A 13,721-nucleotide genomic window follows, 5' to 3' on the forward strand; every position below is an offset into this window, starting at 1 on the left:
AGCCATAAGGAGTGCTATGGACAAGTTCAAGATTTTTTTAAAAAAATACTGGCTTACTGTCTGCATCTATGTGGCATTAGTCTTGCTGTATGTGTATGCGACAAAAAGCGGGCAGGCAAATCCGTATCTATTTCCCGAGGTGGAGGCGATTTGGGCTGCCTTTTCCAACAACCAGGGGGTTATGCTGCTCAACATGGTGTCATCTTTCAAGCTGATGATCCCATCTATTCTAATATCCTTGGCTATTGCGCTCATCCTGGGTACAATCCTGGGGTTAACCGAATGGCTCAGAGATGCGCTTTATCCGATCATTTACGCATTCAGTGTGATACCGTCAATCCTGCTGTCTCCCTTCGCGCTGTTGTTAGCTCCCAATTTCACGGTAGCATCCATATTCCTGATTTCCTATGGCACTGTCTGGACGACCCTTTTTGCTACAATAACCGGTATAATGACCATTGATAAGCGTTATCTGGACAAAGCGGCCACGCTAGAGCTCAGTGGAATCAAATTGATGACAAAAGTCATTCTGCCGGCGGCCAGTCCCTCTATTTTAGCAGGCTTCGTCAGTTCGCTGCGCGGTACTTTTTTGATGCTGGTATATGTAGAGATGTACGGCACTCAGTATGGCATGGGGTTCTTTGTGAAAAAGTACTCGGAATTTGGCCTGTACGATCATACCTGGGTAGGGTTTATCTTCATGGTAATTATACTGGTTATTGTGATGCAGCTTTTTGAAATGATGAAAAAGTATATACTTAAGTGGACGATTTGATAACAGAGCCGCCATCTCCGTTATAGAAAACACAATTATTGTATTTCAATTATCTGTGTTAGGATAACACATAGAAAACTTATTAAAGGTGATTTGTCATGGAAACACAATTTGACTGCATAATCGACCGTTACAAAACTGCTTCCCTCAAATGGGACAATGTCAGGTCAACATTTGGGGTTGATGATGTTCTGCCGATGTGGGTCGCGGACATGGATTTTATGGCTCCGGCGCCCGTTCTTGAAGCAATCAGACAAAGAATTGATCATGGAATCCTGGGTTACACGGAGCGCCCTGATTCATATTTCGCGGCTGTCAGCGAATGGATGCTCAAAAGATTCAACTGGCCAGTTCGCAAGGAATGGATTTATTTTGCCCCAGGCGTCGTTCCGGCAATAAGTTTTATTATCCAGGCATTTTCTTCACCCGGCGATAAAGTTGTTGTCCAGCCGCCTGTTTATTATCCGTTTATGAACACAACCCAAAATAACGGGCGCCAAGTTGTTTATAACCCGCTAAAGATGGAAAACGGCAGATACACAATGGATTTTGACGACCTAAAAAGGAAACTGGATCCGAATGTAAAGCTTCTTCTTCTGTGCCATCCCCACAATCCGGGTGGTGCTGTCTGGACCAGAGATGAACTTACGAAACTTGGCCAGATATGCCTGGAGCACAAAGTGCTGGTCGTCTCAGACGAGATTCATGCCGACTTGATATTTAGGGGTCATACCCACATCCCATTCGCAAGCATTTCGGAGGATTTCGCCCAGAATACCCTTGTATGTACTGCGCCCAGTAAGACGTTTAACCTTGCCGGATTACAAACGGCAAATGTAATTGTGCCAAATCCGAAACTCGGTGAAGTATTTGCTGCACAAATGAAAAAAGTCCATTTGATACGGCCCAATGTTTTTGGCACTCTGGCAACTGAGAGCGCATACAAGTATGGAAGCGCGTGGCTTGAAGAACTTCTGGATTATCTGCAGGGCAACATGGAGTTCTTAGTAGACTATTGTGAAACCAGGATTAAGCAGATTAAAGTGATGAAGCCGGAAGGGACATATCTTGTCTGGCTGGACTGCCGCGGCCTAGGCATGAATGATGAGCAGTTAAATCAATTTTTGCTCACGCAGGCCAAAGTTGCTTTAGACGGAGGAAATTGGTTTGGCCCCGGTGGCGAAGGGTTTGCCCGGATAAATATTGCCTGCCCCAGGGCAATGCTTGCAGACGGACTCAAGCGGATCAAGCAGGCGATCAATACATATTGCGGTAAGTGAGAATTACATGAAGAAAATTTTAGTGCCACCTGCTGTAAGCAGACAGGCCGCACCCGGCAATGGGTGCGGCCTGTCTGCTTAAAACTTATTAATGCTCTTCGGGATATGATTAAGACGCTTTGAACCTGCTCTGAAATTATAGAATTGTGCCCGGTCAGTCAGGTTCAGTATCATCTGCATTAAATCAGAGCCGTACATTCTAATGGAGCCTTTTGTGCAGTTCCTTTCACCAAAGGCAGTTACATCATCTACCCGCACATTTTTCCCGATAAACATTATCGGAACCGGTTCACCTGAATGAATAAGACTGCCTGAGCTGGGAGTGGTGTGATCACCGGTCACGATAAGAAGTATGTTCTCATGCAGGGCACTGTTTACCAGGTCTTTAATCGCAGCGTCAATCTCCTCAATTACCTTTACCTTGTTCATCGGGATTTTAGTGTGAGCAGCTTCATCAGTTTTTTTGCTATGAAGATGAACAAAGTCATATTCGTTGTCTAAAGCTAACTTAACTCCGGCTTGAAAATCCTTGTATCTGATAAAATCCATCCCGTGTAATTGGGCAATGCCATACATCAACAAACCGTTTCCAACTATGCAGGACTTCATGCCGTGCTTTTCTTCAAAAGAAGGTATATCAGGCTTTTCCCCTGCCCATTTAGTAAGCAGGAAGTTCGCCAGAGGCTTCCCGGCTTGTTTTCTTTTTACATTTACAGGGGACGATTTGAGGCTTTCATAGACGGTTTTTAAATAGATATTAACAGCATCAGCAGTACGTATGGAAGCAATAGTATCTGATTCATACGGCTCAACCTTCATTACATAGCTGTTATCATAGAAGGGGTCACTGTCTGAAATCTGGCTGCTGGCCGAATCACCGGTAATTTTTAATACTCCGTGGCAGTCATATGATTGCTCCCAGTCAAAGCGCAGGCCGTTAATCGTTGTTTGCGGGAGGCATTGACGCAGCTCGTTTATTTCGGCCGGAGCCAGCCCTTCTGTCCACCGCTGCCTGATAGCCAAGCCCTGCTGCTCTTCCACCCAGGACCAGGTGGTGCATAGGTAGACAGCATCCTTTTCTATCGGTACATCCCGGGATAATGCGTTGATTATTCCCCTGCCGGGAAAATCCTGCATATCATAGCCAAACAGGATAAAATGAGCTACCTCCGTGCCCAGCGGGACGCCCTGCTTCCAGGGAATCATTATCCCGGTTTCCCCCGCGCTTGCCAACCTGTCAAGATTAGGGGTAGCAGCATATTCAAGCGGTGTTTCTCCGTTTAATTCCCTGTGCGGTCGATCTCCCAAACCGTCTAATAATAAAAGCACAGTTTTCACAGTAAGCAACCTCGTCTCTTCAATTCATCCAGCATCTGTTTTTTAGATGCATCAGGGTTATTTACAAGCAGGTTTCCCAGGCTTATACACACAGGGAATAAAAATTCATTCAGATAGGCAGTAATCTTTTCTTTTTCGTATAGTACCGTACCGTCAATATCGGAGTAATTCCCGCTGTAAGCACAAGTCTGATGTGCCTCTCCTTCCTCCCAGTTCCAGCCGATAAGCTGTTCAACATCATCGCCATTATCCCAATTCCTTATTGGCATAAGTAAATCCACATCAAAGTGGGAAGTTATTTTTTTATAGGAATTAAGCGCTTCTGCCGATTGATTTATTTTTATCCTGCCGTCATGACTTTCTCTTTCGCCGGCAATGATCCTTTTCCCTAATTTTAAAGCAATAGGGATTCTGACAAGGTGAAAATAAGCATGGCAGCCGATACAGGGCGTATAAAAGCCGAACTTTTTCAGTAAATAATCTGTGAGTCTGCCGTTGATTACACTCCACATGTCGAAATTGTTATAATAAACGAGTGGGAATATACTTTTCTTATCACCATATATCTCCTGAACTCTATTTCTCATCCTATTAAAGTTTGACTCTAATATTCGAAAATCGCCATATTCGGTGGGGGCAAAAGTAGCTATCGGCAGGATATGGCTGATAGTGTCATCCTCCAATGCCTTGAGGATGGCGGCTACGCTGTCTCTTCCTGCAAATTCACCAATTACAGTATCTGGGGGAAGCGTGAGTATCGCTTTATATATTTCGACAAGCTTCATAGTTTTGATTTCCTTTCAGCAAATTAATAATATGTAAAATATACCATAGGTGCATACAGAAGAAATATATAAGGTCGGACTTTATGGAAATTTACTATTAACATATACTTATACTATAAAATATATTAATACATGTAACAATAGCAGGAAAATATGATATAAAGTATTTATGATAGGAGTGATTGTATGCTGATTGACTGTCATTTACATGATAGTAAATATTCCTGTGATAGTCATATGACATTGCCTGAAGCCGTAAAACGTGCTAAGGAAATAGGACTTGATGCGATTTGTATGACAAATCATGATAATAATAAGCTTAGAAATGATATTGGCGATTCAGCGATGATAGATGGTGTTCTTGTCATAGTAGGCAGTGAAATTTTAACACATGAAGGGGATATATTAGTCTTTGGCTTACAGGACCTGCCTAATGAAAAAACCAGTGCAGAGGAACTGCTGACTCTGGTGAGAAGGAATAATGGTGCAGCAATAGCAGCTCATCCATTTAGAAACAATAATCGGGGATTAGGCAATAACATAAGAAGATTGTCAGGGCTTTTATCGGCAGTAGAGGCGTTTAACGGCAGTACACTTGATGATCATAACCTAGAGTCTTACAGGCTGGCAAGAGAGCTTAACCTGCCGATAATTGGCAGCAGTGATGCTCACAAACAGGACAGAGTGGGCAGGTTTGCCACTTTCTTTGCAGATACTGTCAGAGATCACAGGGATTTCGTTGAAGCAATAAATCATGCTAATTATTATCCTGTAATGAATAAGGCAGGAGGTTTTGTTTTACACCCATGGAAGAGATTAATGCAATCGGGGGATTTGTATGGATATTAGCAAGGACTGTCTAATTTGTGGCGCGGCTTTGTCATATAGAGAAACTGCTGCCGAACATCTTTGTAATTATTGCCGGCAAGCTTTTACCGCAAATATCAGCTGTCCTGCCGGACATTTTATTTGTGATAATTGTCATAGTGCGTCCGCAAATGAGCTGATCAAAACCTATTGCCTAACAGCAGAAGCAACAGATCCTGTGGCGATGGCCATACATTTGATGCATAGTCCTCAGATCAAAATGCATGGCCCGGAACATCATTTTTTAGTACCGGCGGTTTTACTTGCCGCCTATTATAACCATAAACAAAAACCGTCAGAAAAGGCGGCTAAGCTTGCCGAAGCTGAAAAGCGGGCCCGCAATGTTTTAGGAGGATTTTGCGGCTTTTACGGGGCTTGCGGCGCCGGGGTGGGGGTCGGCATATTTGTAAGTCTGATAACCGGGTCAACTCCGCTTGCTCAAACCACGTGGAGCCAAAGCAATTTGGCTACTGCCTGCGCACTACAGTCTATTGCCGGTTTTAGCGGTCCCAGATGCTGCAAGCGCGATTCCTTTTTAGCCATACTTGCTGCAGCAGACTTTCTTCATAATGTCTTTAACACCGCCCTGCCGGTTAAACAAGCTATTACCTGCGAATTTTTCAGCCAAAATAATGAATGTTTGCAAACCCGGTGTTCTTTTTATACCGGAGAATGAAAAATTCCGCAAATGATTACCGACACAAGCTGAACATAGAAAAATAAAAAAGATAACCCTGACGGCATTTGCTGCGGGGTTATCTTTCTTTAGCCGGTTAGTTTTAAACCAGCCGCTCGGGATCAATCGGCCATTTGCCGTATTGCCTGGCGGCATCCATCATAGCAAGTACATTTTGTGCCGGTGTGCCTATCGACAAACCGCAGCCGCTGGATAAGATAAATCCTTTGGGACTGTCGCAGGCTTTGCGCAGGCAGTCTTTCACCTCAGCGATTACTTGCTGGGGAGTTCCCTTCCACAGAGTATAAGGTTTTACATTTCCCGCAAGGCAGACTTTATGTCCTGCTTTGTTTTTGGCTTCCGCCAGGTCTACCTGGTTATCTAAACTAAGTACGGTAGCCCCGGTGTCAACCATGTCTGCCAGGATTGGTATGGTATCACCGCAAATGTGGAGAAAAGGGCCGCTGCCCCACCGTTTGCTAATCCGGTCAGAGTATTGCTTCAGGTAGGGTTTGGCAAATTCCCGGAAATGTTTAGCGCTAATCAATGTGCCGGAGGCTGTCGGTTCGGCGATGCTTGGTTTAATGCCCATATCGCACAGAGCGTCAATGAACAGCAAGGTGTTGTCAGTCACATATTGCAATAAACGGTGTACCTGAGCAGGATTGCGGCAGATATCCCGGAGGAATTTGTCAGTACCGCGAACGGCTGCCGCCGAAGTAAGCGGGCCGCCGACCGAGCAGCCTACGGCGGCGCGTTCTTTTACGGCATCCTGGACGATTTTGAGGGCTTCCAGGATGAGCGGTAACCGTCCTGAGCGGTAGGGATCGATTAACTCCATTTTGTCGAGGTCCTGATAATTGTCAAGCACCGGAGTTGCAACAAAGGGAATGCCATTTTCGGGGAATTCTAATTTGGTGCCGATGGCCTCGGCTATTCCAAACAGCCCCGGGCCGGAACCAACAGAGTCGGTTTCGTAAGTTTCGAAGGCATGAATCTGAGCCTGGGCCATGAGTTTTGCCGAATGATAATATTGGGACATGGGGCCGCCGGCCAGGCTATAGACTTGATCGGTGACCAAGGGCATACAGGGTATCCGGTCAATAGACTCGCCTGCCGCGAAGGCTTTCATCCGTTCTTTGGGGGTCATTTGATCCTTCCAGGTAGTTTTCATGAATATATCCTCCCGCTTCTTTAATCACCCAGGTAAGTGGTTAAAGAATTATTAAATATATGTATAAACAATTATCTATATTAAATTAAACTCCTGCTAAAAAAGCAGGAGTTTAATTTAATGAAATAGAAAAAATATATAATTTTAATAAATTTTTTCAGGGAGAGTGCAGTTGTGAGTAAACAGAATATTTTGGACAATTTAGCCAATGCCGTCGTCGAAATGGACGAAGACGGGGCGCAGGAAGCGGCAAAAGCGGCAATTGCCGCTGGCATTGACGCCTATGAGGCAATTACGGCAGGCTTGGTCAAGGGGATGGGTATTGTTGGCGAAAAGTATGAAGAACAGGAATATTTTATTCCTGAGGTGCTGCTTTGTTCGGACGCCATGATAGCCGGCCTGGATATTCTTAAGCCTTGCTTACCCCAGAATTATAACCAAGACGCTGAAAAAGTAGTAATTGGTGTTGTAGAAGGGGATACGCATGATATTGGTAAAAATCTGGTCAAAATCATGCTGGAGACTGCCGGTTTTGAAGTGTATGATTTGGGCCGCAATGTTCCCTTGCAGGCTTTTGCCGATAAGGCGGAGGAAGTAGGCGCCACCATTGTGGCCATGGCTACGCTGATGAGTACGACCATGGAGGGGATGCGCACCGTCGTCGCAGACCTGGAGAAACGCGGTATTCGCGATAAAGTTACCGTGATTATCGGCGGCGGTCCCATTTCCCCGGCTTTTGCCAATGAAATCCGGGCTGACCTGTATGCGTCAGATGCCAATGTGGCTGTCCGGCAGTTAAAGAACCGCAGAGAAGCTGAGGGCAATCGCCAGGCAGGCTGAAAAATTAAGTATTTAAGTATTATAGAAATTATCAATAGAGATTGGCTTTATTTATTGAAAAACACAATTAGTGCATTTTAATTATCTATGTTAGGATAACACACGAAAAGCTTATTTTAGTAGATAAAATAGGCGTTGATGCATGGCTGATAACGTGGCACTGGGACTTGAGTTTTCCGGGGTATCATTATCGTGATGTCCAAGCGTCCGGGAGACAATCCAGGTGGATATGCCCAGACCGAGGGACCGGGCAATACCTAAATACGGGCAGTTATATTCAGATATTCTCGCAATGCTGGATGAAGTCAGGTAACGGGTTGTTATTAAGTAAAAGGAGCTAATTATGGGCGATAAAAAAGAGGGAATAAACAGAAGATCGTTTCTTAAGGCCGGCATAGCCACCCTTGCTGCCGCAACTGCGGTGCCCGGCCTGCTGTATGCAGGACGTTTCCAGGCTGATTCGCTGCAGGTATGGTCCTGTGGCGGGCTGGCTGAAGCCTTCGGGGAAGCCAATAGCCTGTATGAGCAGAGAAACGGTATTAAGATTAATTATACGGGGGCCTTCGCTGCCGCTCTGGGCAAATCGCTCATCGGCGGAGCGGTAACGGAAGTTTTTGCCGGGCGGGTGCTGCAACTGGCTAAGACGCTGAGGTCTGACAATAAAATGCTTTATTTCAAGCCCCTGTGTTTTACCGAATATGTCCTGGTTACGCCGCGGGGAAATCCGGCGGGAATCCAATCGGTTCAGGATCTTGCCAAGCCGGGAGTCAAGGTTATTTTGCCGCTTGGCGCCTCGCCACCGGGCGGAGATGCCGTCATGGGCATACTCAAAAAAGCAAATATTGACCAGGCCGTTCTTAAGAATATGATTGAAAAGGAAAGCTGTGTCATTAAAATGATGCCGTCAATCATAAAAGGTGAAGCAGCGGCCTCGATTGTGGAACGCCGTCTTACCACTCACACCGCGTTTGCCGGAAAAGTGGAAGTGATCTCCATTCCGGAAGCGCTTTTTCCACCTGGTCCGCAGACCTTTACCATTGGGGTGATGAAGTATGCCAAGGACCGTGTTTTGGCCGATGATTACGTGAATTTTATCTGTTCCGACGAGGCCCAGGCGATTTTCGGGCGTCATGGCTTCATTCCCGCCAGTTCTGAAAAAGGCCGGACACTTATTGAAAAGCTGGGGGTAAAAGATGTCTAATCAAACAATGACACAATCAGCGGGAATTGCCTTAACGAAGCTTCGGGCAGGAGTTCAGCTGGCGATGCTGGCAGTGTTGGGGCAATGGGCCTATTACGGTGTTTTCCGCTGTCCGTATCTGATTCCCTTTGTGAGTTGCGAGACCTGCCCGGTCATTACCTGCTGGGGCAGGATTACTAGTTATTTTTGGGGCTTTTGGCTGCTCTTGCCGGTATCGGTTTTGCTTGCCGGACGGGCTTTCTGCGGCTGGCTCTGCCCCGGCGGGTTTGTCAATCAGCTTATCGGCAAGTTTTCGCTGCTAAAGCTGCGCAAGCGCAACCGGTTTGTGCGGTTTGCCCCGGCAGGGATGGCCATTGCTCTGGCGGCGGTAGCAATTATCTGGTTTGGGATGGATAATCCCCGGATGATGATACCGATCCGGACAGGCGGCGATGTTTTAGATTCAGTCCGGCTTTCTTTTGAGCACGCTTCCTTTGCCTGGCTGGTTCGCACCTTTATTATTTTAGGGCTGGCAGCGGCAGGCTTGCTGGTAGCCAACCTGTGGTGCCGCTTTGTTTGTCCCACCGGCGGTTTACTTGAACTGTTCAAGGGTATGGCTATTTTCCGTGTTTTTAAAACCAGTGCCTGCAATGACTGTGATGCCTGTATGCGGGTGTGTGAGATGGGTACCCGGCCTGATGAAATCAACTGTACCAATTGCGGCGATTGTCTGCAGTCTTGCCCTGTTGATGCTATAAAATTTGGAAAAAGAGGAAATTCGAATGAACAACATGCGCCCGATGCGCGAACGAAGGTCTTTTGATCAGCACCCTTGTTTTCACGGAAAGGCCAGTGCTCGCTGGGGGCGGATTCATCTGCCGGTAGCGCCTGATTGCAACATTCAGTGCAACTTTTGCAACCGACTTTATGCTTGTGTTAACGAAAGCCGCCCGGGAGTGACCCGGCATGTTCTTAAACCGGTGGAAGCGCTGATAGTTTTGAACAGATTTCTGCAGCAAAGAACAAATATCTCCGTGGTAGGAATTGCCGGTCCGGGAGACCCGCTTTGCGACCCGGACCGAACCCTGGAAACGCTGCGCGCTGTTCATGCCGCTCATCCCGAACTGTTAATCTGTGTATCTACCAATGGGCTGAATCTGCCCGGCCATATTGACGAACTGGTTGCCGCCGGGGTAACCCATGTCACCGTAACGGTCAATGCTGTTGATCCTTATATCGGTCAGCAGATATATGGTTCAGTTACTGTGAATCACCGGACCTATCAGGGCCTTGAAGCCGCCCAAATTCTTCTCGGCCGGCAGGAAGAGGGCATTATTGGCCTGAAGCAAAGAGGTCTGATGGTCAAGATAAATTCGGTGGTGCTTCCCGGTATTAATACCGGTCATATTTCTTCCATTGCTGCCAAGGTGTCCGCCTGGGGAGCAGACAAGATGAACTGCATACCCCTGATTCCTGTCCACGATACTCCTTTTGCAGGGCTTGCGGCTCCCACAGAAGCGGAAATGGCCTGCATACGAAAATCCGTATCCTCTTATCTGCCGCAGATTTATCATTGCCGCCGCTGCCGGGCAGACGCGGCAGGTCTGCTTGGTGCTGATGACGCGGCAGGGTGCGCTTCTTTTTGATAGCTTCTTGCATTCTTATAAATATTTAAATATTATTTTTAGGAGGGTTATTATGTATTGGATGCTCATTATTGCGACCGGAATTGTGTTTGGGCTGGGGGCAGTCCTACTGGTGAAAGCAGGCAATCCAGGCAATTATGGCTTTTGTGCCGCCTGTCATTTGCGGGATATTGCCGGAGCGCTGGGGATTCACCAGGCAGCGGTATTACAATACGTCAGGCCGGAAATTTTAGGATTTGTTCTGGCTTCTTTCAGTATGGCAAAAATCCGCGGTGAGTTCCGGCCGCGCGGCGGTTCAAACCCGGCGATCCGGTTTGTTCTCGGCGCGACGATGATGATCGGAGCGCTGGTATTTTTGGGTTGTCCGCTGCGGGGTATCCTGCGGCTGGCCGGGGGCGACCTGAACGGCCTGACAGGTCTGGCCGGCTTTGCTGCCGGCGTTGTCGCCGGGATTGTTTTTCTGAAGAATGGGTATAACCTGGGCCGGGCCCACGCTTATACCGGCGGGAAAAGCTCCACCGGTTATCTGGCGGCTGTAGTGGCAATTGTTCTGTTAGTAAGTGTGGCTACCCATGCGGCATTCTTGAAATTTAGTGTTAGTGGACCCGGCTCGCTCCATGCCCCGGTTATCGTCAGTCTGATAGCAGGGTTAATAGCCGGTGCGCTGGCGTGGCGGTCCCGGATGTGCCTGAGCGGCGGTATTCGCGACTATATTTTGGTCCGGGATACCTATCTGCTCAAGATATACCTTGTTATTTTTCTCGCCGCTCTTGCCGGCAACCACTATTTCGGCTTTTTCAAGCTGGGTTATACCGGTCAGCCGCTTGCGCATACCATGCACTTGTGGAACTTCTTTGGCTTGTTCCTCACCGGTCTGGCGGCTGTTTTGGCCGGCGGCTGCCCTTTAAGACAGCTTATTATGGCCGGTGAAGGCAATACGGATGCTTTTGTTTGCGTGCTGGGCATGCTGGCCGGAGCCGGTATTGCTCACAGCTTCAACATTGCCGGCAGTGCGGCAGGCGTGGCTTTGAACGGACAGCTTGCGATAGTGGTCGGAATCATCATCACTGCCGGTATCGGTTTTGCCTTTAGAGAAAAACTGACTACAACTGTGGAGGGATGATAATATGGAAAAGAAGCTGGACCTCAGGGGCCTGAGCTGCCCGATGCCGCTGATGGAGACGCAAAAAGCGTTGGCGGAAGTGGCGGCGGTGACCGCCATTGTCGACGAACCTGCTGCTAAAGAGAACCTTATTAAGTTTGCTAAATCCAAAAATTATCAGGTGGAATGCACTAGCAACGGCGGCGAGTATACCCTGATAATCCGTAAATAATAAGCTTGTTCACACATAAATCGGCTGGAGTTTTCTTTTCCCTTGCTCCAGCCGATTTTTCTCTTTTTTACGCTAAAGAGACGCATTGCTTTGCGACACGCCTCTCAAAATTTAGATAGAAAAAAGCGCGAAAATTGTCCTGCCGCTTTTATATTTGTTATTATTTTGTAATAATAGTATTGTGAGCTTTATGAAAATGTTATGATTAATACGTTAAAATATATATACTTACCTCAAAAAACAATCAGTACCTGGGCGTAGTTGACATTCGGCAAGAGGCAAGATAAATATGACGGAGGGACAAGTATGACAACTAAACCTTCTTTACGTGAAGCGTTGGCTGACTCGGCGCAGCTGTCGGTAACCTGGGAATTGGTTCCAGGACGGGGCGCGCGGGAAAAGGCGCAGGAGCATCTTGTGAAAATGGCTGAGCTGGCGGCTAAAGACGCCAGGATTAATGCCGTCACCATTACGGACAACCCTGGGGGGAAGTCAGCCATTGCGGCCTATGCTATGGCTGTGGAGGCCAAGCGGCTGGGGATTGAGCCAATTGTCCATTATACTACTAAAGATAAAAACAGAAATGCCCTGGAAAGTGAACTGTATGCCCTGGACAGGGCTGATATTGAAAATTTGTTGGTGATGACCGGCGACTATCCCATCCAGGGGTATGCCGGCAATGCTAAACCGGTTTTCGATTTTGATGCGGTGCATGCACTCCGGATGATTACTAAAATGAATGCCGGTGCCTATACCAAGCTGCCGCCTACTCATTTTTTTGCCGGAGCTGTTGTTTCCCCCTTCAAATCAACAGAAGCCGAAACCATGGCACAATATTATAAACTTCATAAAAAAATCGCCAATGGCGCAAAGTTTATTATTACTCAATTGGGCTATGATGCCAGAAAATTTGATGAGCTGAAAAAATATGTCGACATGCACAACCTGGCGGTGCCGTTAATCGGCAATATCTTTGTACTGTCACTGCCGGTAGCCAAGATGATGAATAAAAATTTGATTCCCGGCTGTGTGGTGACCGATTCCCTGGTGGCCAGGCTGGAGGAAGAAGCTACGCAAAGCAATAAAAAAGAGCTGCAATTGCTGCGGGCCGCCAAGCAATATGCGGTATTAAAGGGCTTACAATATGATGGCGTCAATATCGGCGGCCATGGTATGGGCTATGCCGATATACAGTATATTATGGAAAAAGGTGAGGAATTAAGCGCTGACTGGCAGGATATCGCGAGGACTGAATTTAATCATCCTCAGGACGGCGGCTTCTATTTCTTTGAACAGGATGAGTCAACCCAGCTGAACACCTGTCAGCCTGTTGACCGCACCCGGACAGGTTCGAGCAATTCCTCGCTAAGACTGAAGCTGATGGATATGGTGCATGAGACGGCGTTTGATCATAAGGCGCCCCTGTATCCCATGAACAAAGCTATTGCGAAATATATCGATAAATCCTGGGTGAAACAACCGTTTACCATAGCCGAATACACTACCAAAACAATGACGAACCAATGCCGGTTCTGTGGCGATTGCGCCATGCATGAGCTGGGGTTTATCTGCCCAATGTCTCAATGTCCCAAGCAGCAGCGTAATGGAGCCTGCGGCGGCAGCCGCGACGGCTGGTGTGAGGTCTATCCCGGCAAGCAAAAGTGCATTTATGTAACAATGTATGAAGGCTTTAAAGGGCACGGTAAAGAAGAACGGATGAAGGATAAATACATGCCGCCCTGCAATTGGGATCTGCACCGGACATCCTCCTGGCTAAATTACTTCAACGACAGGGATTACAATACTAATAAAGAGTAATAACCCAA

The 13,721-nt window shown here is 47.2% G+C and carries 14 protein-coding genes; 11 read left to right on the forward strand and 3 right to left on the reverse strand.

The genetic code is table 11. The features are described from left to right. The first annotated feature begins 16 nt into the window (after positions 1 to 16). Positions 17 to 775 carry an ABC transporter permease gene (locus tag SPSPH_RS04330; RefSeq protein ID WP_075753558.1) on the forward strand — a complete coding sequence of 253 codons (759 nt, stop codon included), beginning with the start codon at positions 17 to 19 and terminating at the stop codon, positions 773 to 775. 98 nt (positions 776 to 873) lie between these two features. Then, positions 874 to 2,055, forward strand: coding sequence for a MalY/PatB family protein (locus SPSPH_RS04335; protein WP_075753560.1), 1,182 nt, complete (start codon positions 874 to 876; stop codon positions 2,053 to 2,055). A gap of 78 nt (positions 2,056 to 2,133) precedes the next feature. Here SPSPH_RS04335 and SPSPH_RS04340 read toward each other — a convergent pair whose 3' ends face one another. Continuing rightward, positions 2,134 to 3,393, reverse strand: a complete 1,260-nt coding sequence (locus SPSPH_RS04340) for an alkaline phosphatase family protein (protein ID WP_075753562.1) — start codon at positions 3,391 to 3,393, stop codon at positions 2,134 to 2,136. Then, positions 3,390 to 4,178 carry a hypothetical protein gene (locus SPSPH_RS04345; protein ID WP_075753564.1) on the reverse strand — a complete coding sequence of 263 codons (789 nt, stop codon included), beginning with the start codon at positions 4,176 to 4,178 and terminating at the stop codon, positions 3,390 to 3,392. The genes SPSPH_RS04340 and SPSPH_RS04345 overlap by 4 nt, the downstream gene beginning before the upstream one ends. 186 nt (positions 4,179 to 4,364) lie before the next feature. Between SPSPH_RS04345 and SPSPH_RS04350 the strand changes: the two genes are divergently transcribed. Both SPSPH_RS04350 and SPSPH_RS04355 read left to right on the forward strand, forming a co-directional pair. Further along, a complete protein-coding gene (locus tag SPSPH_RS04350) occupies positions 4,365 to 5,027 on the forward strand; it encodes a PHP-associated domain-containing protein (RefSeq protein ID WP_075753566.1) in 663 nt (220 codons plus the stop codon). Next, on the forward strand, positions 5,017 to 5,721 hold the full coding sequence (locus tag SPSPH_RS04355; RefSeq protein ID WP_075753568.1) for a DUF5714 domain-containing protein: 705 nt from the start codon (positions 5,017 to 5,019) through the stop codon (positions 5,719 to 5,721). The genes SPSPH_RS04350 and SPSPH_RS04355 overlap by 11 nt, the downstream gene beginning before the upstream one ends. Before the next feature lie 103 nt (positions 5,722 to 5,824). Here SPSPH_RS04355 and SPSPH_RS04360 read toward each other — a convergent pair whose 3' ends face one another. Beyond that, positions 5,825 to 6,895, reverse strand: coding sequence for a uroporphyrinogen decarboxylase family protein (locus SPSPH_RS04360; RefSeq protein ID WP_075753570.1), 1,071 nt, complete (start codon positions 6,893 to 6,895; stop codon positions 5,825 to 5,827). 174 nt (positions 6,896 to 7,069) lie between these two features. On the opposite strand from SPSPH_RS04360, the gene SPSPH_RS04365 reads away from it, so the two are divergent. The 7 genes from SPSPH_RS04365 (at position 7,070) to SPSPH_RS04395 (ending at position 13,713) form a co-directional block, all read left to right on the forward strand. After that, a complete protein-coding gene (locus SPSPH_RS04365) occupies positions 7,070 to 7,735 on the forward strand; it encodes a corrinoid protein (RefSeq protein WP_075753572.1) in 666 nt (221 codons plus the stop codon). Positions 7,736 to 8,078: 343 nt separating this feature from the next. Beyond that, positions 8,079 to 8,936 carry a substrate-binding domain-containing protein gene (locus SPSPH_RS04370; RefSeq protein WP_075753574.1) on the forward strand — a complete coding sequence of 286 codons (858 nt, stop codon included), beginning with the start codon at positions 8,079 to 8,081 and terminating at the stop codon, positions 8,934 to 8,936. Further along, positions 8,929 to 9,738 carry a 4Fe-4S binding protein gene (locus SPSPH_RS04375; RefSeq protein WP_075753576.1) on the forward strand — a complete coding sequence of 270 codons (810 nt, stop codon included), beginning with the start codon at positions 8,929 to 8,931 and terminating at the stop codon, positions 9,736 to 9,738. Before SPSPH_RS04370 ends, SPSPH_RS04375 begins: the two co-directional genes overlap by 8 nt. Beyond that, on the forward strand, positions 9,698 to 10,561 hold the full coding sequence (locus tag SPSPH_RS04380) for a radical SAM protein (RefSeq protein WP_233138658.1): 864 nt from the start codon (positions 9,698 to 9,700) through the stop codon (positions 10,559 to 10,561). The genes SPSPH_RS04375 and SPSPH_RS04380 overlap by 41 nt, the downstream gene beginning before the upstream one ends. Before the next feature lie 52 nt (positions 10,562 to 10,613). Then, positions 10,614 to 11,684 (forward strand): YedE family putative selenium transporter, encoded by a 1,071-nt coding sequence (yedE, locus tag SPSPH_RS04385; RefSeq protein WP_075753578.1) that lies wholly within the window; start codon positions 10,614 to 10,616, stop codon positions 11,682 to 11,684. 4 nt (positions 11,685 to 11,688) lie between these two features. Then, positions 11,689 to 11,895 carry a sulfurtransferase TusA family protein gene (locus SPSPH_RS04390; protein WP_075753580.1) on the forward strand — a complete coding sequence of 69 codons (207 nt, stop codon included), beginning with the start codon at positions 11,689 to 11,691 and terminating at the stop codon, positions 11,893 to 11,895. A 306-nt stretch (positions 11,896 to 12,201) separates the two neighbouring features. Continuing rightward, positions 12,202 to 13,713 carry a methylenetetrahydrofolate reductase C-terminal domain-containing protein gene (locus SPSPH_RS04395; protein WP_075753582.1) on the forward strand — a complete coding sequence of 504 codons (1,512 nt, stop codon included), beginning with the start codon at positions 12,202 to 12,204 and terminating at the stop codon, positions 13,711 to 13,713. Positions 13,714 to 13,721 lie beyond the last annotated feature (8 nt).

The sequence above is a fragment of the Sporomusa sphaeroides DSM 2875 genome (genome assembly GCF_001941975.2).
Taxonomy (GTDB): Bacteria; Bacillota; Negativicutes; order Sporomusales; family Sporomusaceae; genus Sporomusa; species Sporomusa sphaeroides.

Excerpts from the sequence above, each read along its gene's own strand:
- SPSPH_RS04330 (WP_075753558.1), top strand. The coding sequence starts at position 17 with ATGGACAAGTTCAAGATTTTTTTAAAAAAATACTGGCTTACTGTCTGC.
- SPSPH_RS04335 (WP_075753560.1), top strand. The coding sequence starts at position 874 with ATGGAAACACAATTTGACTGCATAATCGACCGTTACAAAACTGCTTCC.
- SPSPH_RS04345 (WP_075753564.1), bottom strand. The coding sequence starts at position 4,178 with ATGAAGCTTGTCGAAATATATAAAGCGATACTCACGCTTCCCCCAGAT.
- SPSPH_RS04350 (WP_075753566.1), top strand. The coding sequence starts at position 4,365 with ATGCTGATTGACTGTCATTTACATGATAGTAAATATTCCTGTGATAGT.
- SPSPH_RS04355 (WP_075753568.1), top strand. The coding sequence starts at position 5,017 with ATGGATATTAGCAAGGACTGTCTAATTTGTGGCGCGGCTTTGTCATAT.
- SPSPH_RS04360 (WP_075753570.1), bottom strand. The coding sequence starts at position 6,895 with ATGAAAACTACCTGGAAGGATCAAATGACCCCCAAAGAACGGATGAAA.
- SPSPH_RS04370 (WP_075753574.1), top strand. The coding sequence starts at position 8,079 with ATGGGCGATAAAAAAGAGGGAATAAACAGAAGATCGTTTCTTAAGGCC.
- SPSPH_RS04375 (WP_075753576.1), top strand. The coding sequence starts at position 8,929 with ATGTCTAATCAAACAATGACACAATCAGCGGGAATTGCCTTAACGAAG.
- SPSPH_RS04380 (WP_233138658.1), top strand. The coding sequence starts at position 9,698 with ATGAACAACATGCGCCCGATGCGCGAACGAAGGTCTTTTGATCAGCAC.
- yedE (WP_075753578.1), top strand. The coding sequence starts at position 10,614 with ATGTATTGGATGCTCATTATTGCGACCGGAATTGTGTTTGGGCTGGGG.
- SPSPH_RS04390 (WP_075753580.1), top strand. The coding sequence starts at position 11,689 with ATGGAAAAGAAGCTGGACCTCAGGGGCCTGAGCTGCCCGATGCCGCTG.
- SPSPH_RS04395 (WP_075753582.1), top strand. The coding sequence starts at position 12,202 with ATGACAACTAAACCTTCTTTACGTGAAGCGTTGGCTGACTCGGCGCAG.